Origin of the sequence: Providencia huaxiensis (assembly GCF_002843235.3) — a bacterium.
In the GTDB taxonomy this organism is placed as follows: Bacteria; Pseudomonadota; Gammaproteobacteria; order Enterobacterales; family Enterobacteriaceae; genus Providencia; species Providencia huaxiensis.
This window is the reverse complement of sequence record NZ_CP031123.2, coordinates 180,212-205,557: the sequence shown is the minus strand read 5'-3', so window position 1 is coordinate 205,557 and position 25,346 is coordinate 180,212. Positions and strand designations below refer to the sequence as shown.

The following is a 25,346-nucleotide window of genomic DNA, read 5'->3' as shown; positions in this document are numbered from 1 at the left end:
CATAAGTATTGGAACCCTTTGCGCATAATTGCTCTCCTACAGTGCTTCGTCTTGTTTTTCACCTGTACGAATACGTACAGCTTGCTCTAATGACAAAATAAATATTTTTCCATCCCCGACTTGGCCCGTATAAGCTTTTTTTTCGATTGTTTCAATTACCTGTTCTACTAACTCATCAGAAACCGCTATTTCCATACGTACTTTAGGTAAAAAATCGACAGTATATTCAGCTCCTCTATATAATTCGGCATGTCCTTTCTGTCGTCCAAACCCTCGAACTTCAGTAATAGTAAGCCCTTGAACACCAATATCTGATAGTGCTTCTCGGACTTCATCTAATTTAAATGGCTTAATGATTGCGATGATATATTTCATGCTCACTCCTATAAGTCAGGTGAATAAGCCGCTCAATATCTTGAACAGCACTAACGTTATAGCAAATCGTGTGCCAAAATATATTTATCCATATTATTCAATAGGAAAGAACAAAATAAAAAACCACTCGAATGAGTGGCTTTAGGTCTTGCATTATAAGAGTGCAGAATAATTAACTAGTTATACTCTCAATTTCAGCATCACAACGGGCATTCAATGATTCCCCAACTTGTTGCAACTGGTACATTTGATAATAACGTCCTTTTTGCTGTAAAAGCTGCAAATGTTTACCTTGCTCAACAATTGCACCACGATGTAACACAACGACTTGATCAGCATCGACGATTGTCGATAAACGATGAGCTATCACGACGAGCGTAGTATGTTGACGGATCATTCGTAATGCTTTTTGTATCGCTTGCTCAGTCCCTGAGTCAATATTCGCCGTTGCTTCATCCAAAATTAAAATTTTAGGTGTGACCACAAGTACTCGAGCCATCGCTAGTAATTGTCTTTGCCCAACAGACAAGGTGTTTCCTTGTTCACCAAGTACGGTATCTAGCCCATCAGGTAACCCACGAACTAACTCAGCAAGCTGAACAGTTTCAATAACTTCCCAAACTTTATCTTGGCTAATCTCACGCCCTAGTGCGACGTTATCAAAAAAAGAAGCCGCAAGGACAACAGGGTCTTGTTGCACCATCGCAATACCATGACGTAAAACTTGGTGAGATAGTGAACTCAAGTCACGTCCATCTAATAAAATATCCCCTTCCTGCCATGGGTAATACCCCATAATTAAATTTGCAATGGTACTTTTACCGCTCCCAGTATGACCGACCAATGCAACAAAATTATTATCAGGTACGTGTAAATTAATATCTTTAAGTACCATTTTGTTATCTCGGTAAGCAAAAGATAAATGGTTAATTGAGATTGAGCCACCTTGTAATGGCTCAATACTTTCCCCATAGTCTTGTTGCGGGCTATCCATGAGTTCAAAAACACGCTCACCTGAAACAACCGCTTGCTGAAGCATCGATTGCTGAGAAGTTAATTCGATAAGCGGTTCATTCAAACGACCTAAATAGTTAATAAATGCATATAAGACACCAACACCAATGGTAGTCGTTCCTTCAAACCCAAATAGCAATAGCAAGCCACACAATACTGAAGCTGAAAGTAAACTTAGTAATGGCCTTAATAGTAAGCCATCAAGTTTTAATGCTTTCATTCTTGCAAAATAATGGTCTTGACTAATACTTTGCATTTTTTCGCCAAACCTAGCCTGTTGGATAAATTGCTGAATAACCGTCATTCCACTAATGACTTCGTTAAAACCGTTGTTAATATCCGCAAGATAAGATCTGACACGACGTACAATCGGTGTACTTAAGCGCTGATAAACAAGCATCACCACAAATACAGCAGGAAAAATCATCACTGCAATTGATGCCATACGCCATTCCAATGAAAACATAGCAACTAACATGGCACAAATCAGGGCTAAACTCCGAAACACCGTCGGCACAACCATCACAAATAGATCTTTAATCACTTCAGTATCATTTGTAACTCGTGAAATCAATTGGCCAACAGGTTGTTTATCAAAGGCACTCAAAGGCTGCCTAAGGGCGGCATTCATCACATCTGTTCGTAATGTTTGCACGACTCCCACAGAAGCTTTATTAAATAAAATAATTTGATAGTAATGTAATAATGCAGCAATAACTTGAAGCAATATAAAACCAACGGCCATATATAAAGCCAGTGGCATGATGATTTGCTTTTTCGCAATCATGTTATCAATAAAATAACTGATCAGCAGAGGCCCGCTGACCTCCGCAATAGCGGCTAACCATAGCATTGCAATAGCAATCCCCATGGTGCCTCGGTGTGCTTTTCCGTAAGAAAGTAAACGCTTAAGTGCTGGCCATAGTGGTTTCTTTTGGCTCATAGCTCACCATCCAACGCCGCTTCAATCTGTTGGTACTGATACATATCTTTATACCAACCCGACTGTGCAATAAGCGCTTCATGCCTACCTCGGCTAATAATCGCACCTTGAGATAGCACAATAATATTGTCTGCTTCTACCAATGCAGATAGACGATGAGCGCTGATTATCATGGTTCTACCCTGCCGCCAATGACTTAAGTTTTGTAAAATCGTAAACTCGGTCTGCCCGTCAACGGCAGAAAGTGCATCATCTAACACCAAAATTTCTGCATTTTGTAAGATTGCCCTTGCAATAGAAATTCGTTGTTTCTGCCCACCAGACAACATAACTCCACGTTCACCAACCTGAGTAGAATAGCCTTCCGGTAAACGTAAAATATCATCATGTACACAAGCGACACGCGCTGCCTGCTCAATTTCTTCCTGAGTGGCATTAGGTCGCCCAAGTGCGATATTGCCTGCAACTGTATCTGAAAATAAAAATGGAGATTGATTTACGATAGATAACCGAGCACGCCATTCATTTAAACGGACCTCAGATAGTGGTAAACCTTGATAGAGGATTTCCCCTTCCGTAACATCAAATTGGCGCTGCAATAACGTCAACAATGTTGATTTCCCAGCCCCTGTTGGCCCACAGATCCCCAAAAATTGCCCAGGTTTTAGGTCAAACCGAATATCATGTAATGCTATTCGTGTGGTTTCTGGATAACTAAAATTGATGATATTCACATTCAAGTTTCCCTTTTCAGGCTGTAATGAATGCGAGCCATCCTGAATAACTAACGGTTCATTGAGTAAACTTAGAATACGACTATAAGCTGCACTACCTCGTTCAACGATATTAAACATCCATGCGAGCGCTAGCATTGGCCAAATCATTAATCCTAAATACATCACAAAGCTCGTTAATTCACCTAACGTCAATGTGTCGTTTAACACCATCCAGCTGCCACCTGCAATAGCGAGTAAATTGGCCATACCAATCGCCATAAAAATGGTGGGATCAAAACGCGCATCAACTTTAGCAACATGCATATTGCGACGTCCAGCCTCAGTGGCTACCTGTTCAAATTGATTCGATTGATGATCTTCAAGGCCAAAAGCTTTAATCATACGGATACTTGTTAAACTTTCTTGCGCATGATTATTTAAAGACGAAAATGCCCCTTGAGCATGCTTAAAACGCTGATGAAGCTGGTCACCATAACGCTTAATGACTAGTGCCATAATTGGCATTGGAATAAGTGCTAGTAAAGTCAGTTGCCAACTAATTTCAACACTCATCATGATGAGCACCGCACACCCCATCACCAATGAGTCAACTAATGTTAAAACACCTTCACCAGCTGCAAACACAACTCGGTCAACATCATTCGTCGTGCGTGCAATTAAATCCCCTGTTCGGTACTTAAGGTAAAACTCTTGATTTTGCAGACTTAATTGCCGATAAAATTTTTGTCGTAGCTGAACGGCTAACTTATAAGAAGCACCAAATAACCATAAACGCCAAACATACCGCAAACCATACACAACCAGTGCAATCAACAGCATGACTGAAACATAAGTAATCAACTGCTTTGTTGGCATTGCCCCTTTACTTATTCCATCAACAACCACACCAACGATGCGTGGAGGGACTAATTGTAAGATAGCAATAATAATGAGAAAGCAAACAGCACCGAGATAGCGCCGCCACTCACTCAAAAAATACCAACCTAGTTGTGAAAATAATCGCACGTAATACTGCCTTGAATATATTGATTTAATGATGCCTAAAAATGAGAAGCCGTAATCATCTACGTTATTACGGAGTTAATCAGGAATAGGCAATACTGTCGTATACTTGATTTTTTCCATTGCAAAACTTGAAGTCACATCGATTAAACCATGAACACCATTGACGAGTTTTTTATAAAATAAGTCATATGATTTCATGTCATGCACTTCTACTTGCATAAGGTAATCATACTCCCCAGCCATACGATAAAACATCAGAACTTCAGGAAGTTGACTGACAAAAGAAACAAATTGCTCATACCACTCACTATTATGATGCTGTGTTTTAATTGTCACAATTACCGTTAAACCTAAACCTAGCTTCTCACCGTCGAGTAAAGTCACTCGCCCTCGAATATAGCCCTCATCTTCAAGCCTTTTTAATCTTTTCCAGCACGGCGTAGATGTTAAATTAACAGCTTCAGCAAGGGTGTTTAGGGATAGGCTACTGTCATTTTGCAATAAACAAAGCAGCTTTTTGTCTATTTTATCTAGCATGATTGCTCTCTTGACTTGGGTGTAAGTACTTTTGTCGTTATTGTATTAGCTACATAACCATATTATGCAAAATTGAATAATTTAAAAACAATAAAGATGTTACCAAATGTCGTGATTATAGAATATTTTTATATGAATAACCAAATTCGCATATGAATAGTACTTCAATCAAACTCACTTTGTAAAAATAGAACTATTAATTACACCTTAGTACCGTTAACATGCTTCACTCTCTTCCCATCACATTTTAAAATGATATATCACCAAGGAGTACCTATGAAACGCGCAGTTGTGGTTTTCAGCGGAGGCCAAGACTCAACAACCTGTCTTATTCAAGCTTTGCAAAACTATGATGAAGTTCATTGTGTGACTTTCGATTATGGCCAGCGCCACCGTTTTGAAATCGAAGTCGCACAAAAGTTAAGCGTATCTCTAGGTGCTACAGCGCATAAAGTCTTAGATGTTACATTACTCAATGAATTAGCAATCAGCAGCTTAACTCGAGATAACATCCCAGTCCCTGATTTCACAGAAAGCGAGTCGAGCGGCCTGCCTAGCACTTTCGTACCTGGACGTAATATTTTATTTCTCACTCTCGCAGCAATATACGCCTATCAAGTCCAAGCAGAAGCGGTGATAACCGGTGTATGTGAAACCGATTTTTCAGGCTATCCCGATTGCCGTGATGAGTTTGTCAAAGCACTCAACCATGCTGTAGACCTCGGCCTTGCCAAAAATATTCGCTTTGAAACACCGTTAATGTGGCTGAATAAAGCCCAAACATGGGCTCTTGCCGACAGTTATGGTCACCTTGAGACCATTAGGCAGCAAACACTGACTTGTTATAATGGCATCCAGGGTGACGGTTGTGGTGAATGTGCAGCCTGTCATTTAAGAAGCAGGGGCTTAGCTGAATATCTAAATGATAAAGAAACCATCATGCTATCATTAAAATAAAAGCACTAATAAGTTAATCAAACACGTGGCCTACCATGCCCTATTCATAACTATTCAAGCTAGGTAGGCTAATTTTGAATGAAATCTTCAGAACCCACCTTGAATGACTCTAACTTCTCACGCAGCTGTTCATCGATAACAATCGCTTTATTCTCTATATTATCGATAAAAACAAACGTCACATAGGCATCTGAAACAACCTCTTGAACGCCTGCTTTATTACGAATAATTTGTTGATAACATACTGCGCTTTTACTTCCTATTTTATCCATACGAGTCACTACCGTCAGCTCATCACCAAGTAATACGCCTTGGATATAATTTACATTAATGTTCACTGCAGCCATTGTTAAATTATTTTTTATAGCCCAGTTAATGAAATTACGTTTATTCATCCATTCCCATCGGTCCGCTTCGTAAAATTCTAAATATCGTGCATTATTAACATGTTGAAAAACATCTATATGATAACCATGAACTTTAATATGTGTTGTCATAACTACTCCGACCAGTTTATTTTCCGATAACATAAAAATAACAAATGTACGGAAAATATGCTGAATGATTATCAATAATAAGACTTAGCTCTCAAATTATTTATAAGAGGTTTAGTTTTTTGCTTAATTATTAACCTTTAATATAATTCACCCATACTATATTCCCCCCCATACTTTGTATGGGGGATTTTAGTTACAAAGTTAACTTATCTTTATTCTTTTCTAAAAATGCAGGACCTATCCCCTGAACCTCTAAAATGTTTTCAATGGAATTAAAAGCACCATATTTTTGCCTATATTCAACAATTGCTTTCGCTTTTTGCCTACCGATACCCGTCAGTTTTTCTGCGAGTTCTTCTTCACCCGCTAAGTTGATATTGACTTTGTCAGACTGGCCATGGCTCGTCGATGGTGAGTTATTACTTACTTGTTTCTCTTGAATGACAGCCGCAGTGGCTTTTTCTGGCTCAATTTTCTTAGCCAAAGAAAAAAAAGAGAATGAGCATAATAAAGAAAGGAGCAGAACAATACCTAATCTGCATTTATTGACTGAATTCCATAACATATTTGTTCTCCTGTGTATGTTGAGATACAACGATGCCATAGAAAAATACGGAACACTTTTCAATAATATTAAAAATACGAAAGGCCACCCAAAGGTGGCCTTCTAATCATGAAGTTACAATTTTATTTGCGAAGCTGTTCGCAATTATTCAATATTCAGCACTTCAATTTTTGCATTCTCACGCAAGTTAAGCATCAGAGCTTCGTTAACTGCAGAACTCATTGCACCTTGGTATTCACGGGTCAGTTGTTTTAACTCTTCATCCGTTGGTTGGCCTAATGTGACTTTATCTAACTGAATAACCACATAGTTATCGGACTCATCACGCGCAAGTGCATAACTTGGTTTACCATCAACAGGTTGTGACATTTCCATTGTCGCATTGATAACCGCTGTTTGTGGCATTAATCGAGAAACAGTCTGAACTTCAGAAAGTTTAACACCAGCAGCATTTAAAGCTTCAGCCCCTTTACCTGCTTTTAACTCAGCAAGTAGTTTATCGCCCGTCGTTTTCAACTCTGCATCGGCTTTTTGACGTTTAACCAGTGTTTCAATTTCTGACTTAACCTGTTCAAAAGGTTCAACACTTTCAGGTTTATACTCTGTTACACGTACAACAAATGCACGGTCACCTTCCACGTTAATCACGTCAGAGTTAATCCCTTTAGAACCATTTTTATCCACTAAACGGTCGCTAAACACTTCACTGACCACTTTAGGGAAATTAAGTGCAGCAGGTGGATTTGTTCTATCAAACCAATCCGTTGTCACCGCTTTCAAACCAGATACAGATTCAACTGATACTAATGATTCCATATCACTCGTAGCCGCTTCACTGACTTTTTGCTGTAAATCATAGAATTGTTTAATGTTTTTATCTTGAAGTAAGCTAGTTTTAATACTTTCTTCAACTTGCTCAAACGGTTTAATAGATTCAGGTTTAATATCATCTAAACGAAAGATAACATAGCTATTTTGTGATTTAACAGGTGCTGAAAGTTGCCCTTTTTCTGTTAATTTTGCATCTACAATTTCGATTGGCGTTGATGCAGCTTCCATCCAACCAATCAGGCCCTTTTGCCCTGCACTGAATTTATCCGTTGATTTTTCAGTTGCTAATGTTGCAAAGTCCGCGCCTTGTTTTAATTCATTCAGGATATCATTCGCATCCTTTTCAGAATCCGCCTGAATCATACTGTACTGTTTTTGCTCTGCCTGAGTATAATTTTTCAGGTTTTGCTCATAATACGCTTTTACTTCTTCATCAGACACTGTGGCTGGAGGCATCGATGCAGCATCCATCTCAACATAGCTTACTTGTACTTTCTCAGGTGAGATAAAGCTATTTTGGTTAGCATCATAGTAGGCTTTTAATTCTTCTTCAGAAGCTGTTTGCTTCGCTTGAACTTCTGCTAAATCTAAGATTGCAGTACGAATTTCACGTTCTTGCATAAATAATTCAGCATATGCTTTAACTTCTGATGGTAAAGCGAAATCCGTTCCAGTAAAGGTTTTTCCTAACTGAGCTCGTGTAAGGTCTTGGCGAATTTGAGCTGCGAGGCTATCCGCGTTAATGTTGTTGCGGCTTAAAATCTCACGATATTTTTCGCTATCAAACCGGCCATCTGTCTGGAAAACAGGCATTGAGAAAATATATTGCTCAATTTGCTGATCACTTGCTGAAAGTTGTAGTTCATTAGCATACTGATTAATCAGTTCATTGTTAATCAAGTTATCGAGAGCTTGGCGGCGCAGTAAATTCATACTTTCTTCATTACTAGCGACTTCTGAAAATTTATCTCCCAGATACTCTTGTAATGATTGGCGCTCTTGTTGAAAAGCCTGCTGTAGCTGTTCTCGGCTTATTGACTGCCCGTTAACTTCAGCTGCATTATTTGCACTGTTGCCACCAAGGCCACCCATCATAACGCCACCCAACACGAATGAAAGGATAATCAGCGCCAGTATTATTTTGAGCAAAGGACTATTCGCCTTTGTGCGTAAATTTTCCATCATAAAAAGGCTTAACTCCGCTTTGTTGAATTCAATTTCCTGATAATACGCTAATCTTAACTCAGAAAGAAAAAAAAGCGCACCATTTCAATGGTGCGCTTATATATTAGCTGATTAAAGACATTCCGTCAGTTTGAGTTTTCGCAAAAATACGAGAAAGACAAACTTAAATACCTAATTAGCTATTTACAGCGTCTTTAAGACCCTTGCCTGGACGGAAAGCAGGAACTTTCGCCGCAGCTATTTTAATTTCTTTACCCGTTTGAGGGTTACGGCCTGTACGTGCTGCACGCTCACGAACAGAGAAAGTCCCAAAGCCAACTAGAGCAACATCGTCCCCTTTACTCAAAGAACCCGTTACAGTAGCAACGAACGCGTCAACAACACGACCTGCTGCAGCTTTAGAAATATTCGCATCAGAAGCGATTTGATCAATCAGTTGAGCTTTATTCACTCTTATCATCCCCATATTAGTTGGACTATAAATCTCTTAATTAACTATAATTAACTATAGCAGTTATTAGTATAGTTAATTAATATGCAGCCGTTATATCAATCCTGATTACCAATGGCAAGAGAACAGATTGCATACAAACAATTATCAGAATCATCGTTAAATTAGCGATGAAAAAAAAGGCTGACAAGCTCTAAATTAGCTGTCAGCCTTAATTTTATACAAACTTCTTGATTCAGCTCACTCTTTTAGCTTTCTTTTTAACTACTTCAGCGCCAAAAGGAGGGTTAACTAAAGCCAAAGAAAGAACTTCTTCAATTGTTTTCACCGGATGAATTTCGAGATCCGCGATCACATTTTGAGGAATTTCCTCTAAATCACGTTCGTTTTCTTTAGGGATTAATACTGTTTTAATCCCACCACGATGCGCAGCTAATAATTTCTCTTTCAGACCGCCTATCGGGAAAACTAAACCTCTTAACGTAATTTCACCAGTCATTGCCACGTCGGCTCTAACTGGGTTACCGGTTAAGCAAGAAACTAAAGCAGTTGACATCGCAATACCCGCACTCGGGCCATCTTTTGGCGTCGCCCCTTCCGGTACGTGAACGTGAATATCACGCTTTTCATAGAAATCGCTATTGATACCCAGTTTTTCTGCTCGAGCTCTAACAACCGTTAATGCCGTTTGGATAGATTCCTGCATGACTTCACCTAAAGAACCAGTGTAAGTTAGTTTACCTTTACCAGGTACACATGCAGTTTCAATAGTAAGTAAGTCACCACCAACTTCTGTCCAAGCTAGGCCTGTAACTTGCCCAACACGGTTTTCTGTATCTGCTTGGCCATAATCAAAACGGCGAACACCCAGATAATCTTTCAGGTTATCAGCGTTGATTTCAATGTGCTTAAGCTTTTTGTCCATCAGTAGCGCTTTAACTGCTTTACGGCACAATTTAGAGATTTCACGCTCTAAACCACGGACGCCAGCCTCGCGAGTGTAATAACGAATGATGCTCATTAGAGCACTATCATCGATAGTTAACTCATTCTTTTTCAACGCATTACGTTCAATCTGCTTAGATAACAAATGTTTCTTCGCAATATTCAGTTTTTCATCTTCTGTATAACCAGAAAGACGGATAACTTCCATACGATCTAACAATGGCGCAGGAATGTTCATCGAGTTCGATGTTGCAACAAACATCACATCAGACAAATCATAATCCACTTCTAAGTAGTGATCGTTAAATGCAATATTTTGTTCTGGATCAAGTACTTCTAACAATGCAGAGGCAGGATCACCACGCATGTCAGATGACATTTTGTCAATTTCATCCAGTAAAAATAGTGGGTTTTTGACCCCTACTTTTGCCATTTTCTGGATCAACTTACCAGGCATTGAGCCAATATAGGTACGACGGTGACCGCGAATTTCAGCTTCATCACGTACCCCACCTAATGCCATACGGGTATATTGGCGGCCCGTAGCCTTAGCAATAGATTGCCCCAAAGAGGTTTTACCCACACCTGGAGGCCCAACTAAACAAAGAATCGGCCCTTTAATTTTACTGACACGGCTTTGCACTGCCAGATACTCTAAAATACGGTCTTTCACACGCTCTAAACCGTAGTGATCGGTATCTAACACTTCTTGGGCTTTCACTAAGTCTTTTTTGACTTTGCTACGTTTATGCCATGGAACCTGCACCATCCAATCGATATAACTACGGACTACGGTAGCTTCCGCTGACATTGGAGACATCATTTTCAGCTTCTGCAATTCTGCTTCTGCTTTTTCTTGTGCCTCTTTTGGCATTTTCGCTTCTTCGATTTTACGTTTTAGCGATTCATATTCATCTGGCGCATCATCCATTTCGCCTAGCTCTTTCTGAATAGCTTTCATTTGCTCATTCAGATAATACTCGCGCTGGCTTTTTTCCATCTGTTTTTTAACACGATTACGGATGCGTTTTTCGACTTGCAGCAACTCAGTTTCTGACTCCATCATGGCCATCAAAAACTCAACACGCTCAGCGATATTCGCCATTTCTAAAACGCGTTGTTTATCCGCTAATTTTAGTGGCATATGAGAAGCAATGGTATCCGCCAGTTTATCTAGCTGATCTTGCTCTATTGCATGTAATGCGGTTAATACTTCAGGTGGGATCTTTTTATTCAGCTTTATATAGCTTTCAAACTGACTAACGATAGTGCGATACAATACTTCGTTTTCTTTTTCATCAAGTGTGTCTGATGATTGAGAACCCGCTGTCGCTTCATCATACGCAGCGTGTTCAGACTCATTATTTTGTTCTGTTGCCAAATATTCCGCTTGCGCTAAGAAATATTCGCCATTATCTGTCAAACTGGTAATACGTGCGCGTCGTAGACCTTCAACAAGGACTTTAACGGTGCCATCAGGCAGTTTTAACATCTGAATAACAGACGCGACTGTACCGACAGCAAATAAATCATTCACCCCTGGCTCATCAGTCGAGGCTTCTTTTTGCGCAACCAGCATTACCTGCTTGTCATGATCCATCGCTGCTTCCAGACTGTGAATGGATTTTTCACGTCCAACAAACAGTGGGATCACCATATGTGGGTATACCACTACATCACGCAGAGGCAATACTGGTATTTCAATGCGTTCGGAACGCTCAGGATTCATAAAGCTCTCTCTTCGTTTAGCTCACGCTAGTTTAAGGGTTTCTCTCTCTTGTTCTAAAATTGCTGTCTAAAACAAGGAAACCACACCTCAGAATATAAACTATATGGGGACAAGATTTTAGCATTCAATGGTTAGTTGAACATAAAAAACAAAATGAGGGAAACCCCTCATTTCGTTTGATTAACTATTGAACATTTTATATGGGATTAGTTATCGCCAGAAGCTTGAGCATCAGGTTTGCTATAGATTAAAAGCGGTTCTGATTGTTCATTAATGACGTTTTCATCAACGACAACTTTTTCAACATCACTCATTGAAGGGAGGTCATACATCGTATTCAACAATGCAGCTTCAACGATAGAACGTAAACCACGAGCTCCAGTTTTACGTGCCATTGCTTTCTTAGCGATGGCTTTTAATGCTTCCTCACGGAATTCAAGCTCAGTGTTTTCAAGACTAAATAAAGCTTGATATTGTTTCGTTAATGCATTTTTAGGTTCTTGCAGAATCTGAATCAGAGCTTCTTCACTTAGTTCAGTTAATGTTGCAACAACAGGTAAACGGCCAATAAATTCAGGAATTAAACCAAATTTGATTAGATCTTCTGGCTCTGCCTGAGTTAATAATTCGCCTTCTGTTGCTTTATCTGACTCACCTTTCACTTCTGCAGCAAAACCAATACCTGAGCGGGTATTCAAACGCTGACCGATAACTTTGTCTAGCCCTGCAAATGCCCCGCCACAAATGAAGAGGATCTTTGAGGTATCAACCTGCAAAAATTCTTGCTGAGGGTGCTTACGCCCTCCTTGTGGTGGCACTGCCGCAACAGTTCCTTCAATAAGTTTAAGAAGTGCTTGTTGCACACCTTCCCCAGAAACGTCACGGGTAATTGATGGGTTATCTGATTTACGTGAAATTTTATCGATTTCATCAATATATACGATACCACGTTGAGCTTTTTCAACATCGTAATCGCATTTTTGTAGTAATTTTTGAATGATATTTTCAACGTCTTCACCGACATAACCTGCTTCAGTTAATGTCGTTGCATCAGCCATTGTAAATGGCACATCCAAATAACGCGCTAGCGTTTCAGCTAAAAGCGTTTTACCACTACCTGTTGGGCCAATTAGCAAAATATTACTTTTACCTAATTCAACACCATCACTGGTTTTATCACCATTACGTAAGCGTTTGTAGTGGTTATATACCGCAACAGCTAAAACTTTCTTCGCTTTTTCCTGACCAATAACATAGTCGTCAAGATGCTGTCGAATTTCATGTGGCGTAGGCAATTCACTACGCTCACGATGCGGCGTAAGTTCTTTTATTTCTTCGCGGATGATATCGAGACATAAATCTACACATTCATCACAAATATAGACTGACGGACCGGCAATCAGCTTGCGCACTTCATGCTGACTTTTTCCGCAGAAAGAGCAGTAAAGCAGTTTTCCTGTCCCCTCTTTGCGTTTATCTGTCATCAGTTGACCTCACTTTTATCCATATTGTTTTGTTTTCGTTCATTTAAAAACAAAACAACGATTTTCTTTAAAATAGTTTATGGTATGAACTAATTATACCAAAAGTTAACCCATTAACGGCTACTATAAATTTGGTCGACTAAACCATATTCTTTTGCTTCATTTGCAGATAAGAAACGGTCACGCTCTGTGTCTCGGGTAATTTCTTCAATGGATTTACCAGTATGCAGAGCCATTAACTCGTTCATTCGAGATTTCACTTTAAGAATTTCTTGGGCGTGGATTTCGATATCTGACGCTTGGCCTTGATAACCCCCTAACGGTTGGTGGATCATCACGCGTGAATTTGGTAAGCAGAAACGTTTACCTTTTGTACCCGCTGTCAATAAAAAAGCCCCCATGGAACAAGCTTGTCCCATACAAATAGTACTTACATCAGGCTTGATAAACTGCATCGTATCGTAAATTGACATACCTGCGGTAATTACACCACCCGGTGAATTAATATACAAATGAATATCTTTTTCAGGGTTTTCTGCTTCAAGAAATAACATCTGAGCGACGATTAAATTCGCCATATGGTCTTCCACTTGACCTGTCAGGAAGATAATACGTTCTTTTAATAGACGTGAGTAAATATCATACGAGCGCTCACCACGAGAAGTCTGCTCTATGACCATAGGCACAAGGGCCATTTGAGATGCTAATTGTTCCTGACTGCCAAAATGTGACATCGAAATCTCCTATTAAAACGTTCTGGTGCTTGCGCCTAATTTGCTGTCTGCCTGCTATTTTGAGCAGAGTTCATGCCACAAACAACGGTTTTAAAAAATTCCTGTGTCTGCAAGCTCTTTCAATCCTCTTATTTTTCTAGTTTAGCTAATATTTAACCAAATTACTGACAAAATAAGAAGAAAATGCAGCTAAGTATGCTGCAGTAAACAAGACGCTCTTTAAAAGAGTTTAACACAAGTCTATTGGGTTACACGGAATTATACCATTAGAAAACCATACTTGATTTTCAAGGATGACGAAATAACTCAATTGGTTAATATCATCGTTTTCGGCAATATTAAGCGGTAAAAAGACAATATTAAGCTATTCAAAATAGTTTAAATCGCAATTAAGACCCCACTTAGACTACTGAAGTATAGATAATATAATTAGGGTTTAAATGTGTTTTTCAAGGGTTTCCTAATTAAATTCGCTAAAGTGATAATTTAAAGGCTTTAATTGACAAAAAACCCGTAGTAGCACACCACGGGTTTCATTATTTTGCACAGCAAGAAAAAATTAACCTGCTTGAACTTGGTTCATCAGTTCAGTGAAGTTAGTTTCTTTTTCTGTCACTTTAGCAACAGCTAATACTGTTTCAACAGCTTGTTCTTCTAAAGCTAAGTTACGAACACTGTTCATCAGCTCTTCGTTTTTGCTGTAGTATTCGATAACTTCAGATGGATCTTCATACGCAGAAGCCATTTCTTCGATCAGTGCTTTAACACGATCTTCATCAGCTTTCAGTTCGTTTTTGTTGATCACTTCACCTAACAGCAGACCGATCACTACGCGACGTTTTGCTTGTTCTTCAAACAGTTCACGAGGTAATTCCATCGCTTGTTTTTCGTCACCACCAAAGCGTTGTGCTGCTTGACGACGCAGAACATCAATTTCACCATCAACAACTGCTGCTGGTACTTCGATGTCGTTAGCTTTGATTAAGCCATCCAGAACTTGGGCTTTAACACGGTTACGCACAGCATTTTTCAGCTCACGCTCCATGTTTTTACGTACTTCTGCACGCAGGCCATCTAAAGAGCCATCAGCGATACCAAAACGCTTGATGAATTCTTCAGTGAACTCAGGCAGTTCACGCTGTTCTACTTTCTTCAGAACGATAGCAAATTTCGCTGCTTTACCTTTCAGGTTTTCAGCATGGTAGTCTTCTGGGAAGTTAACTTCGATATCGAATTCTTCACCCGCTTTATGACCCACAACACCTTCTTCGAAACCTGGGATCATACGACCTTCGCCCATAACCAGAGCGAAATCTTCTGCTTTGCCGCCTTCGAATTCTTCACCATCGATAGAACCGGTAAAGTTGATAGTGATGCGAGAGTCAGCTTCTGCTGCCGCTTCAACTTCTTTCCACTGCGCTTGTTGCTTACGCAGAGTTTCTAACATGTTTTCCAGATCTTCGTCTTTTACAGAAACTGCTGGTTTTTCAACTTCGATAGTTTCTAAACCTGCTAATTCGATTTCTGGGTAAACTTCGAATTCAACTGAATACACAAAATCTTTACCATCTTCGAGTTGCTCTGGCTTGTAGCTAGGTGCACCCGCTGGATTGATTTTTTGCTCAATAATTGCATTGATGAAGTTACGTTGCATTACATCGCCCAGAACGTCTTGCATAACAGACGCACCGTAACGCTGTTTAACGATGTTCATTGGTACTTTTCCTTTACGGAAACCATCAACACGTACTTTTTTAGCAACACTAACTAATTCGCTATTAACTGCTTTTTCAATATCAGTGGCAGGAACGGTGATTGTTACACGACGCCCAAGGCCTTGAGTCGTTTCAACAGAAACTTGCATCTTCTTACCTCAAAATAAATCTTAGTGATCGGTCTACTCCAGAGTTATGCCATTAAATCATAACGGCTGTCTCCCTTCCAGAACCGGGGGCGTTACTTTCGTAACGGTCAATCCCTGATATCAGAAGCGTCCCGAAACCTTACTGAAAATTAGACGCAGCATTATACCGATGCATGCGCCCTGAGTCGAGAAAAGCTGAGAAAAGAAGCGTTTTTTCCTCTTTATTTGTGACTTTTCTGACTAAATTTTTTGTTTTTTCACCTAAATTGAAGAAAAAACATTCACCAAACTCATTATTAAGCATGGCTGATTATGTAAAGAATAGTCTCAGTGCATTACCTGAAACGAAGAATTATCGATTAACACCACCTACACCACGACAAGCTGGTGATTTTAATGCTGTATCAGCAAGCTCATTCCACTCTTGTTGTGTATATGTATGCAAAGCAAGGGCATGGATCCCTCCTGATAATTCGTCCGCTAAAATAGCATAAATTTCACGATGACGGGCAAGCATTCGTTTATTTTCAAATTTATCACTCACTAAAATAACTTTGAAATGGCTTTCAGACCCAGGTAACACATTGTGTTGATGGCTTTCATTAATCACCTCCAAATGTGTAGGTTCAAAAGCAGCTTGTAATTTTTGGATCACAAGAGATTGCATACTTTGAGCTGCATTAGCGCCCATAAAATGCTCCTTAATTAAAAATTATGCTCAGAGGCAATTATCTTTTATTGTACGCGTTGATTATTGCTATCTTCTATATCCGATAATAACTTGCCAATGTTATGATAGCGGCACGTTGATGCGAATTTTTTCAAAAATTGTTGTCTAACAGTTTAGGATAAATAAGCCGCTAAGCTTTATATTGAACGACGGCTACCCGCACCATAACGAAACATTTTCAATTAGGAAAGATGAACTGGAAAAAATTATGTTAAGAAAACTGTGTTTTCCACTTTTAGGGTTATTTCTTCTTGCGGGCTGTGCAACCAGCAGCAATACATTATCACTAGAGCCTAAGATAGCTTTACCTGCGAAAAACCCTACACTGAATGCAACTTCAATTAGTGTCAGCAGTGTCGATAACCGTACGAATAAATCCTTAGCAGAAGTTAATCGTAATGGTAGTTTAGTTGTACTGAACCCTTCACGCGATCCTCGTTATCTGATGCAAGAAGCCGTCGAAAAGCAAATGGCAGCACGTGGGTTTATGGTGACATCACCGGCAAATGTGAATTTAGTCGTTCAATTGAATAAACTCGATACCAAAGTAAGTGAAGGCAGCCTGCGCCATAATATTACTGTAAACTCCAGTGTCAGTATTATTGCAACAGCGCCAAATGGCTCGACAAAAACACGTTCATTTACCCGTAATTTTAATACACAAGAATTATTGGCTGCCAATAATGCCAAGATAGAAACGGCTATCAATAGCGCATTAACTGATTTAATTGCAGATATGGCAACAGACCAAGAAATCACCGATTTTATCAGACAAAATTCACGCTATTAATTGAGCAATCATTATCATTAAGTATTAAGCTACCTAAGCTCTCATTGATTGAGCTTGGGTAGCATAGCGCAGCCAATACCTCTGCAGCGCAATGTATTGCAGCAATATCACACTGGCTTAGAGGGAATAATGCCTCGTTTTACTCTACCAAATAACATCACTTTAATCCTTTTAGGCTTTGTTTCTGGTCTACCTTTAGCTTTAACTGCAGGTACATTACAAGCTTGGCTAACTGTTGAAAATGTCGATATAAAAACCATTGGTTTCTTTTCATTAGTCGGACAGGCTTATGTGTTGAAATTTCTTTGGTCTCCAATGATGGACCGCTATACCCCACCCTTTCTTGGTCGTCGAAGAGGATGGCTATTAACCACTCAAATTCTGTTGATTATCAGCATTGCCGCTATGGGCTTTGTGAACCCCTCAGAACATTTGTGGTATCTGGCTGCGCTAGCCGTTACTGTTGCATTTTGTTCAGCCTCACAAGATATTGTTTTTGATGCTTATAAAACCGATTTACTGAGTGCTGAAGAACGCGGAATTGGTGCGGCAACCTCCGTTATGGGATACCGGATCAGCATGCTAGTTTCAGGTGGCCTTGCACTTTGGTTAGCAGACAAGTTTTTAACCTGGAAACAACTGTACTTAGTCATGGCTGGGCTGATGGTTATCGGTGTTATCGCGACATTACTCGCCAAAGAACCTGAAGAAAGCGGTGCTGCGCCAACCTCATTAAAAAAAGCAATTTACGAGCCACTCGCTGAATTCTTTAGCAGGAACAATGCATGGCTAATCTTACTCCTGTTAGTTTTTTACAAACTCGGTGACGCCTTTGTCATGGCGCTCAATACCAACTTTCTGTTAAACGCGCTTGGTTTTAGTTTAAGTGAAGTGGGTACCGTCAATAAAACTGTCGGTATGGCGGCAACCATAGTTGGGGCATTACTTGGTGGTTACCTAATGAAAAACATGAGCTTATTTAAAGCTCTATTTATTTTTGGACTTCTACAAGGCGGCTCTAATATCGGATATTGGTTCTTAGCGATAACCCCCCCTAATATCTTAACCATGGGGTCGATTATATTTCTAGAAAATATCTTCTCTGGCATGGGAACTGCTGCTTTTGTCGCCCTCTTAATGACATTATGTAATAAGTCGTTATCTGCAACGCAATTTGCCCTTCTTTCTGCTCTTTCTGCTGTTGGGCGTGTTTACATTGGCCCAGTCGCAAGTATTTTTGTCAGTAACTATGGCTGGCCACTTTTCTACCTAATTTCAATCGCGGTTGCAGTTCCTGGCGTTTTACTTTTATTAGCTTGCCGAACATCCTTAATTTACACTCAAACAACAGGGCTATTCCAACGACGTCAACTATATGCTAGAGGCTACCGTATTGCCGTATATGCACTTATTACTGCCGTAAGCTGCCTTGCTATTTGGTTACTTTCATTACTTGTATTTTCATTTAGTGATATGAAAGTTTATCTATTTACGACACAAATTGAATTTTGGCTAAGTTTACCCCACTACCAAAACCTTATTTTTAATACTGGTATTAGCATTGGTGCTATCAGCTTAGTTATTGGTGGTAGTTTAGATTTCCTCGCCGTTCGCAAAACAGTACAGCAATAACCCTCTCAATACTCTTTCTTATTCATTTCATAATTCCCTAAGCAAAGTTTATTTGTTTAGGGAATTTGATCTTTTCTATAAACCAGACCTAAATAGCAAAACGAATTAATATCGTCAAAATATCGTGACTTAGATCACTTTACCTGTGTAAAATATTTCTTAATTGCAATTTATAAGCCTAATATATCACATGTTGCAAATCAGTTAATTAAAATGTTAATAACTAGCAAACTGCTAAACCTCATCAATTATTAAGCGAAGATAATCTATCTATGAAAAAAATCATTTACATGGCTACCTTAATTTCTCTAGCGGGTACGGCATACTCTGACGATATTATTGGCTATAAAAATGGCTTTGCTGATGTCAATGTAAACTATTTAGATTGGTCACATCGTACTGAAACCAAAACAGAAAATACGACACGTAAGAAAGATTTTGCCTATATTGAGCTTGAAGGCGGTGCCAATTTTAATTGGGGTGAGTTATATGGCTTTTTTGATCTCGAAAACCCATTCCATAGCCAACACACCGATTCAGGACGAAATAAACGCTATACCATTAAAACAACAGGCCGCTTTTATTTAGGTGATACTGGTTTCAATCTATATGGCCACGTTTATGGCACTTGGTCATTACCGGGAGCCAAGTATGGTGGTAATTTCCACGATGTGAATACTTTATATGGTATTGGTTATAACACTGCATTCGGTGATTTATGGTTTAAACCTTTTATTGCTCTAAATTACACCGACCAGACATTCTATTCAGGTAATAATGGATATGTAGCAGGTTGGGTAGCTGGTTATAATTTCAGCGCATTCGAAGAAAATTTCATGATAACAAACTGGCATGAAATGGAGTTTGCCAGGAACAAACGCTATAACGGCGGCAAGAGTAATGGCATAAATGGCGCTCTCGCTTTTTGGTGGAATGCGACAAACCATGTTTCTGCAGGGGTACAATACCGCTATGCTGACAATAAATTAGGAGATACCTTCTATCAAGATGCAATCATTTACACATTAAAGTATACCTTTTAGCGCACTATAGAATATTGTATCAGGAGTTAACTATTTTCTTATTTTTTTCAGTAAAATAAGAATTTTTCTTTATGATTTAGCCGATAAAGCAACCAAAATAGCTTTATCGGCAATAAAAACTGTAATTTCCCTTAGCAAATTGCTAATCATTTATATCAGTTTCACTCTTTTTTCATTTCTTTTGTATATATTTTTCTTTGAAAAATTACTAAGATAATTTACTATTAATTGAGTTTTATCAATGCATACTTATAAATCGCATCAATTTTAACGTTTTCTTTATAAGTTCTTTACATGTGATCATATTAACATAAAGAGCTAACAATTCCGTTTCTTTGCCTTACAATCATTTACACTCGCATAACCTTACCGTAAAATGCCCGCACTGATGAAACGACAATTAGATTCTTGTCATTTGGGGTCGTGGATGAGACTTATGAACTACAAAAAAAGCATCGGAGCAATCTCACTCGTTGTAGCTACCTTACTATTAGGTGGTTGCGATATGGTGTTGATGGATCCAAAAGGCGCCGTTGGCGTTAAACAAAAAGAGCTAATTCTTATTGCAATTGGCTTAATGCTACTTGTTGTTATTCCTGTTATTTTCATGACGATTATCTTCGCAAGAAAATACCGTGAATCCAACACGTCAGCAACCTACCGTCCTAATTGGGCTCACTCAAATAAAATTGAGTTAGTCTGCTGGACTGTTCCTATCATCATTATCATTATTCTGGGTGCTATCACTTGGAAGACGACACATGAGCTGGACCCGTATCAGCCATTAGTGAGTGATCAGGAACCCGTCACGATTGAAGTTATTTCTGCTGACTGGAAATGGATATTTATTTATCCAGAGCAAGGCATTGCAACAGTTAATGAAATCGCATTCCCTACCGGTGTGCCAGTTAACTTCAAAATCACGTCAGACTCGGTGATGAATTCATTCTTCATTCCATCTTTAGGTGGCCAAATCTACGCGATGGCGGGTATGCAAACAAAACTTCACTTAATCGCTAACGAACCAGGCACTTATAAGGGCTTCTCTGCAAGCTACAGTGGCCACGGCTTCTCTGATATGAAGTTCAATGCTATTGCAACTCCTGACCGTCAAGGTTTTGATGAGTGGGTACAAAAGGTAAAAGCTTCTCCTAAAACAATGGACACCATGCAGGCATTTGACGAAGTCGCTAAGCCAAGCATGAACGTTCCTGTTACCTACTTCTCTAGCGTGAAGCCTAAACTTTATGAAGATATCGTTCTGAAGTTTGGTCATGAGCACCATAAAGGTCACGCTCCTGTAGAAAATCAAAGTCATTCAATGACTGACCATAACGATGCTACAGGTAATTCAATGCAAATGAGCCATAGCGCTCATGCAGCTGGCGCTGAGGAATAAGGGCATGTTCGGAAAATTAACACTAGATGCAATTCCGCTCCATGAGCCGATTATCGTAGTCACCCTGATTGCTATTGTCCTAGGTGGACTTGGCTTAGTTGGTGTGATTTCTTACTTTGGTAAATGGAAGTGGTTGTGGAAAGAATGGTTAACCTCTGTTGACCATAAAAAAATTGGTGTCATGTACATCATTGTAGCGATGGTCATGTTATTCCGTGGCTTCGCTGATGCTATCATGATGCGTGGGCAGCAAGTTCTTGCATCTGCTGGCCAAGAGGGTTTCTTAAATCCTCATCACTATGACCAAATCTTTACTGCGCACGGCGTTATCATGATTTTCTTCATGGCAACTCCATTCGTTGTTGGCCTGATGAACCTCGTTGTACCTCTGCAAATTGGTGCACGTGATGTTGCGTTCCCATTCCTTAACTCATTGAGCTTCTGGTTCTTTGTTGTGGGTGTTGTGTTAATCAACATCTCTCTAGGGGTAGGTGAATTCGCACAGACTGGTTGGTTGGCTTATCCGCCATTATCCGGCTTGGAGTACAACCCTGGGGTCGGGGTCGATTACTGGCTCTGGAGTCTGCAGATATCCGGTATCGGTACTCTATTAACAGGGGTTAACTTCATCGCGACTATTATCCGTATGCGTACACCGGGTATGTCGATGATGAAAATGCCTGTATTCAGCTGGGCTGCGTTATGTACTAACGTATTGATTGTTGCTGCTTTCCCTATCTTAACCGTCACATTAACACTTCTGACGTTAGACCGTTATTTAGGCACCCATTTCTTTACTAATGATATGGGCGGCAACATGATGATGTACATCAACCTGATTTGGGCTTGGGGTCACCCTGAGGTGTATATCCTTGTTCTCCCAGTATTCGGTGTGTTCTCTGAAGTTGCAGCAACCTTCTCGAAAAAACGTTTATTCGGTTATACCTCATTAGTTTGGGCGACAATCGTTATTACCGTTATGTCCTTCATCGTTTGGTTGCACCACTTCTTTACGATGGGTTCAGGCGCGAACGTTAACGCCTTCTTTGGTATCGCCACAATGATTATCGCAATCCCTACAGGGGTTAAGATCTTCAACTGGTTGTTTACCATGTACCAAGGCCGTATCGAGTTTAAATCACCTATGCTGTGGACTATCGGTTTCATCATCACCTTCTCTGTTGGTGGTATGACTGGTGTTCTGCTTGCTGTTCCAGGTGCAAACTTCGTTCTGCATAACAGTCTATTCCTGATTGCTCACTTCCATAACGTTATCATTGGTGGTGTTGTATTCGGGTGCTTCGCGGGTATGACTTACTGGTTCCCGAAAGCATATGGCTTCACGCTAAATGAGAAATGGGGTGTTCGTGCCTTCTGGTTCTGGATCATCGGTTTCTTCTTAGCCTTTATGCCACTGTATATTCTTGGCTTTATGGGTATGACCCGTCGTTTAAGTCAGAATATTGACCCGACTTACCACACAATGTTAGTTGTTGCTGCAGGCGGTGCTGCGTTAATCGCCATCGGTATTGCATGCCAAGTTATCCAAATCATTGTGAGTATCCGTGACCGTCATGAAAACCGTGATTTAACCGGTGACCCATGGGGTGGACGTACACTTGAGTGGGCGACATCTTCTCCACCACCTTTCTATAACTTTGCGATTGAACCACACGTTCAAACCCGCGATGCATGGTGGGATCTGAAAGAGAAAGGCCTTGCTCATAAGAAACCAACTTCATATGAAGAAATTCATATGCCGAAAAACACAGGCGCAGGCGTTATTATCGCTGCATTTAGCTTAGTTTTAGGTTTCGCAATGATCTGGCACATCTGGTGGCTCGCAATCATTGGTTTCGGTGGAATGATCGTAACTTGGATTGCAAAAAGCTTCGACGAAGATGTTGATTACTACGTACCTGTGGCTGAAATCGAAGAAATCGAGAATAAGCACTTTGAAGAATTGCGTAAGGCAGGTGTGAACGATGTCAACTAATACAATGACTAACCAAAATATCGCCCATGCTGAGCATGGGCACCACGATGCAGGTGGAACAAAAGTATTCGGTTTCTGGCTCTATATTATGAGCGACTTGATTCTGTTTGCTTGTTTGTTTGCTACCTATGTTGTTTTGGCCGATGGAACTGCCGGCGGTCCTGCTGGTAAAGATATCTTCAGTCTGAAGTTCGTATTAGGCGAAACCTTCTTACTGTTAGTGAGTAGTATCACCTACGGCTTCGCAATGATAGCGATGCACAAAGGTAAGATAGCTGCTGTTAACTTATGGCTGTTTGCAACGTTCCTGTTAGGCCTTGGCTTCGTCATCATGGAAATCTATGAGTTCCATGAATTGATTGCAGAAGGCTTTGGTCCTGACCGTAGCGGTTTCTTATCTGGCTTCTTCGCACTCGTTGCGACTCACGGTCTACACGTAACTGCGGGCCTGATCTGGATTATTATCATGATGATCCAAGTCACTCGCCGTGGCCTGACTGATGTCAACAAAACACGTTTAAACTGCCTAAGTTTGTTCTGGCACTTCTTAGACGTTGTGTGGATTTGTGTATTTACCGTTGTTTATCTTCTGGGGGCTATTTAAATGAGTCATGCAAAAGATGCTCACACTGGAGCAAGCCACGGTAGCGTTAAAACATACCTGATTGGCTTTATCCTATCAGTTATCCTGACAGTGATCCCTTTCTGGATGGTGATGGAAGGTACAGCGTCAACTTCAGCAATCCTTTGGACTGTTGTGGGCATGGCGGTTGTGCAAATTCTGGTTCATTTGGTTTGTTTCTTACATATGAATACATCATCAGATGAGCGTTGGAATTTAGTTGCCTTCCTGTTCACCATGCTTATTGTTGGCATTGTGGTCGTAGGCTCACTGTGGATTATGTACAACCTGAACATCAATATGATGCTCGACTAAAGAGTTGCCGATATGTTTAAGCAATACCTGCAAGTGACCAAACCAGGAATTATATTCGGAAACTTGATTTCTGTGATCGGTGGTTTTTTATTGGCTTCAAAAGGGTCAATTGATTACCCACTGTTCGTTGCGACTTTGCTAGGTGTATCACTGGTCGTGGCTTCTGGTTGTGTTTTTAACAACTACATCGACCGTGATATCGACCGTATCATGGAAAGAACGAAGAATCGCCCTTTAGTTAAAGGGCTGATTGATCCGAAAGTTAGCCTGATTTACGCTGCTGCATTAGGTATTGCTGGTATGGTGCTGCTACTTGTAGCAGCCAATGCGCTGGCAATGCTGCTTGCAGTTATCGGTTTCATTGTTTATGTAGGTATTTATAGCCTATATATGAAACGTAAATCCGTTTATGGCACGCTGATTGGCAGCCTTTCAGGCGCAGCACCACCGGTTATCGGTTACTGCGCTGTTACAAATGAATTCGATATGGGTGCACTTATCCTATTGTTGATATTCAGTTTGTGGCAGATGCCTCATTCTTATGCCATTGCTATCTTCCGTTTTAAGGATTATAAAGCCGCAAACATTCCAGTGTTACCGGTTATTAAAGGAATTTCAGTCGCGAAGACACATATCTTCCTGTATATCCTAGCGTTTATGGTTGCAACATTGATGTTAGCTATCAGTGGATACGCGGGCTATAAGTACCTCATCGTAGGTGCAGCAGTCAGCTTATGGTGGCTAGGTATGGCAATTTCGGGTTTCAAAACCGAAAATGACGACCGAGTCTGGGCTAGAAAACTGTTCATTTTCTCAATCGTAGCAATTACTTCATTGAGTGTAATGATGTCAGTTGATCCTATCGTTTCAAGCGATACTGTTATAGCTCTCGTCAGATAACTTATCTGTACACTGATGATGACAATGTCTAAACGGCGGGCCTTCCCCGCCGTTTTTATTTGTCTC

The 25,346-nt window shown here is 40.1% G+C and carries 22 protein-coding genes; 9 read left to right on the top strand and 13 right to left on the bottom strand.

From position 1 onward, the window contains the following. Positions 1-36: 36 nt before the first annotated feature. The 4 genes from glnK to CYG50_RS02350 all read right to left on the bottom strand — a co-directional run bounded on the left by glnK (position 37) and on the right by CYG50_RS02350 (position 4,611). Complete coding sequence (glnK, locus tag CYG50_RS02365) at positions 37-375, bottom strand: P-II family nitrogen regulator (protein ID WP_004905421.1); 339 nt, start codon at positions 373-375, stop codon at positions 37-39. A 172-nt stretch (positions 376-547) separates the two neighbouring features. Beyond that, the gene (locus CYG50_RS02360; RefSeq protein WP_102139048.1) at positions 548-2,332 is read right to left on the bottom strand and encodes a SmdB family multidrug efflux ABC transporter permease/ATP-binding protein; all 1,785 of its coding nucleotides are present in this window, start codon (positions 2,330-2,332) and stop codon (positions 548-550) included. Beyond that, positions 2,329-4,074 (bottom strand): SmdA family multidrug ABC transporter permease/ATP-binding protein, encoded by a 1,746-nt coding sequence (locus CYG50_RS02355; protein ID WP_102139047.1) that lies wholly within the window; start codon positions 4,072-4,074, stop codon positions 2,329-2,331. Before CYG50_RS02355 ends, CYG50_RS02360 begins: the two co-directional genes overlap by 4 nt. 75 nt (positions 4,075-4,149) lie before the next feature. Further along, positions 4,150-4,611 (bottom strand): Lrp/AsnC family transcriptional regulator, encoded by a 462-nt coding sequence (locus tag CYG50_RS02350; RefSeq protein WP_004905429.1) that lies wholly within the window; start codon positions 4,609-4,611, stop codon positions 4,150-4,152. Positions 4,612-4,887: 276 nt separating this feature from the next. Here CYG50_RS02350 and queC point away from each other — a divergent pair, with 276 nt between their 5' ends. Continuing rightward, positions 4,888-5,568, top strand: coding sequence for a 7-cyano-7-deazaguanine synthase QueC (queC, locus tag CYG50_RS02345; RefSeq protein WP_102139046.1), 681 nt, complete (start codon positions 4,888-4,890; stop codon positions 5,566-5,568). Positions 5,569-5,636: 68 nt separating this feature from the next. On the opposite strand, the gene CYG50_RS02340 is transcribed toward queC, so the two are convergent. From CYG50_RS02340 to bolA, 9 genes are all read right to left on the bottom strand, one after another. Continuing rightward, the gene (locus CYG50_RS02340; protein WP_102139045.1) at positions 5,637-6,065 is read right to left on the bottom strand and encodes an acyl-CoA thioesterase; all 429 of its coding nucleotides are present in this window, start codon (positions 6,063-6,065) and stop codon (positions 5,637-5,639) included. A gap of 193 nt (positions 6,066-6,258) precedes the next feature. Further along, positions 6,259-6,630: a ComEA family DNA-binding protein gene (locus CYG50_RS02335; protein ID WP_102139044.1), complete on the bottom strand. Its 372-nt coding sequence runs from the start codon at positions 6,628-6,630 to the stop codon at positions 6,259-6,261. A gap of 144 nt (positions 6,631-6,774) precedes the next feature. Then, complete coding sequence (gene ppiD, locus CYG50_RS02330; protein WP_102139043.1) at positions 6,775-8,646, bottom strand: peptidylprolyl isomerase; 1,872 nt, start codon at positions 8,644-8,646, stop codon at positions 6,775-6,777. 175 nt (positions 8,647-8,821) lie between these two features. Further along, positions 8,822-9,097, bottom strand: coding sequence for a nucleoid-associated protein HU-beta (gene hupB / locus CYG50_RS02325; protein WP_004914513.1), 276 nt, complete (start codon positions 9,095-9,097; stop codon positions 8,822-8,824). A 235-nt stretch (positions 9,098-9,332) separates the two neighbouring features. Beyond that, positions 9,333-11,771, bottom strand: a complete 2,439-nt coding sequence (lon, locus tag CYG50_RS02320) for an endopeptidase La (RefSeq protein ID WP_102139042.1) — start codon at positions 11,769-11,771, stop codon at positions 9,333-9,335. Positions 11,772-11,977: 206 nt separating this feature from the next. Next, positions 11,978-13,255, bottom strand: coding sequence for an ATP-dependent protease ATP-binding subunit ClpX (gene clpX / locus CYG50_RS02315; RefSeq protein ID WP_094962144.1), 1,278 nt, complete (start codon positions 13,253-13,255; stop codon positions 11,978-11,980). Between the two features lie 113 nt (positions 13,256-13,368). Next, on the bottom strand, positions 13,369-13,989 hold the full coding sequence (gene clpP, locus CYG50_RS02310; RefSeq protein WP_004905443.1) for an ATP-dependent Clp endopeptidase proteolytic subunit ClpP: 621 nt from the start codon (positions 13,987-13,989) through the stop codon (positions 13,369-13,371). Positions 13,990-14,548: 559 nt separating this feature from the next. Beyond that, positions 14,549-15,853 carry a trigger factor gene (gene tig, locus CYG50_RS02305; RefSeq protein ID WP_102139041.1) on the bottom strand — a complete coding sequence of 435 codons (1,305 nt, stop codon included), beginning with the start codon at positions 15,851-15,853 and terminating at the stop codon, positions 14,549-14,551. A gap of 352 nt (positions 15,854-16,205) precedes the next feature. Continuing rightward, positions 16,206-16,544: a transcriptional regulator BolA gene (gene bolA / locus CYG50_RS02300; protein WP_102139040.1), complete on the bottom strand. Its 339-nt coding sequence runs from the start codon at positions 16,542-16,544 to the stop codon at positions 16,206-16,208. Positions 16,545-16,791: 247 nt separating this feature from the next. On the opposite strand from bolA, the gene CYG50_RS02295 reads away from it, so the two are divergent. The 8 genes from CYG50_RS02295 to cyoE all read left to right on the top strand — a co-directional run bounded on the left by CYG50_RS02295 (position 16,792) and on the right by cyoE (position 25,280). After that, on the top strand, positions 16,792-17,373 hold the full coding sequence (locus tag CYG50_RS02295) for a YajG family lipoprotein (RefSeq protein ID WP_004914528.1): 582 nt from the start codon (positions 16,792-16,794) through the stop codon (positions 17,371-17,373). A 129-nt stretch (positions 17,374-17,502) separates the two neighbouring features. Then, positions 17,503-19,005 carry a muropeptide MFS transporter AmpG gene (gene ampG / locus CYG50_RS02290; protein ID WP_102139039.1) on the top strand — a complete coding sequence of 501 codons (1,503 nt, stop codon included), beginning with the start codon at positions 17,503-17,505 and terminating at the stop codon, positions 19,003-19,005. A gap of 272 nt (positions 19,006-19,277) precedes the next feature. Next, entirely contained in the window at positions 19,278-20,048 is a 771-nt protein-coding gene (locus CYG50_RS02285) for a nucleoside-specific channel-forming Tsx family protein (protein WP_102139038.1), read from the top strand. A gap of 427 nt (positions 20,049-20,475) precedes the next feature. Next, positions 20,476-21,447, top strand: coding sequence for a cytochrome o ubiquinol oxidase subunit II (cyoA, locus tag CYG50_RS02280; protein ID WP_042851662.1), 972 nt, complete (start codon positions 20,476-20,478; stop codon positions 21,445-21,447). A gap of 4 nt (positions 21,448-21,451) precedes the next feature. After that, the gene (cyoB, locus tag CYG50_RS02275) at positions 21,452-23,443 is read left to right on the top strand and encodes a cytochrome o ubiquinol oxidase subunit I (RefSeq protein ID WP_036958554.1); all 1,992 of its coding nucleotides are present in this window, start codon (positions 21,452-21,454) and stop codon (positions 23,441-23,443) included. Beyond that, positions 23,433-24,047, top strand: coding sequence for a cytochrome o ubiquinol oxidase subunit III (locus CYG50_RS02270; protein ID WP_004905456.1), 615 nt, complete (start codon positions 23,433-23,435; stop codon positions 24,045-24,047). Before cyoB ends, CYG50_RS02270 begins: the two co-directional genes overlap by 11 nt. After that, positions 24,048-24,380 carry a cytochrome o ubiquinol oxidase subunit IV gene (locus CYG50_RS02265; protein ID WP_102139037.1) on the top strand — a complete coding sequence of 111 codons (333 nt, stop codon included), beginning with the start codon at positions 24,048-24,050 and terminating at the stop codon, positions 24,378-24,380. It begins immediately after the preceding gene. A 12-nt stretch (positions 24,381-24,392) separates the two neighbouring features. After that, positions 24,393-25,280, top strand: coding sequence for a heme o synthase (gene cyoE, locus CYG50_RS02260; protein ID WP_004905461.1), 888 nt, complete (start codon positions 24,393-24,395; stop codon positions 25,278-25,280). Positions 25,281-25,346 lie beyond the last annotated feature (66 nt).

Bases quoted from the DNA above. Each gene is read 5' to 3' on its own strand.
- glnK (WP_004905421.1), bottom strand. From the start codon at position 375: ATGAAATATATCATCGCAATCATTAAGCCATTTAAATTAGATGAAGTC.
- CYG50_RS02360 (WP_102139048.1), bottom strand. From the start codon at position 2,332: ATGAGCCAAAAGAAACCACTATGGCCAGCACTTAAGCGTTTACTTTCT.
- CYG50_RS02350 (WP_004905429.1), bottom strand. From the start codon at position 4,611: ATGCTAGATAAAATAGACAAAAAGCTGCTTTGTTTATTGCAAAATGAC.
- queC (WP_102139046.1), top strand. From the start codon at position 4,888: ATGAAACGCGCAGTTGTGGTTTTCAGCGGAGGCCAAGACTCAACAACC.
- CYG50_RS02340 (WP_102139045.1), bottom strand. From the start codon at position 6,065: ATGACAACACATATTAAAGTTCATGGTTATCATATAGATGTTTTTCAA.
- CYG50_RS02335 (WP_102139044.1), bottom strand. From the start codon at position 6,630: ATGTTATGGAATTCAGTCAATAAATGCAGATTAGGTATTGTTCTGCTC.
- ppiD (WP_102139043.1), bottom strand. From the start codon at position 8,646: ATGATGGAAAATTTACGCACAAAGGCGAATAGTCCTTTGCTCAAAATA.
- lon (WP_102139042.1), bottom strand. From the start codon at position 11,771: ATGAATCCTGAGCGTTCCGAACGCATTGAAATACCAGTATTGCCTCTG.
- clpX (WP_094962144.1), bottom strand. From the start codon at position 13,255: ATGACAGATAAACGCAAAGAGGGGACAGGAAAACTGCTTTACTGCTCT.
- clpP (WP_004905443.1), bottom strand. From the start codon at position 13,989: ATGTCACATTTTGGCAGTCAGGAACAATTAGCATCTCAAATGGCCCTT.
- tig (WP_102139041.1), bottom strand. From the start codon at position 15,853: ATGCAAGTTTCTGTTGAAACGACTCAAGGCCTTGGGCGTCGTGTAACA.
- bolA (WP_102139040.1), bottom strand. From the start codon at position 16,544: ATGGGCGCTAATGCAGCTCAAAGTATGCAATCTCTTGTGATCCAAAAA.
- CYG50_RS02295 (WP_004914528.1), top strand. From the start codon at position 16,792: ATGTTAAGAAAACTGTGTTTTCCACTTTTAGGGTTATTTCTTCTTGCG.
- ampG (WP_102139039.1), top strand. From the start codon at position 17,503: ATGCCTCGTTTTACTCTACCAAATAACATCACTTTAATCCTTTTAGGC.
- CYG50_RS02285 (WP_102139038.1), top strand. From the start codon at position 19,278: ATGAAAAAAATCATTTACATGGCTACCTTAATTTCTCTAGCGGGTACG.
- cyoA (WP_042851662.1), top strand. From the start codon at position 20,476: ATGAGACTTATGAACTACAAAAAAAGCATCGGAGCAATCTCACTCGTT.
- cyoB (WP_036958554.1), top strand. From the start codon at position 21,452: ATGTTCGGAAAATTAACACTAGATGCAATTCCGCTCCATGAGCCGATT.
- CYG50_RS02270 (WP_004905456.1), top strand. From the start codon at position 23,433: ATGTCAACTAATACAATGACTAACCAAAATATCGCCCATGCTGAGCAT.
- CYG50_RS02265 (WP_102139037.1), top strand. From the start codon at position 24,048: ATGAGTCATGCAAAAGATGCTCACACTGGAGCAAGCCACGGTAGCGTT.
- cyoE (WP_004905461.1), top strand. From the start codon at position 24,393: ATGTTTAAGCAATACCTGCAAGTGACCAAACCAGGAATTATATTCGGA.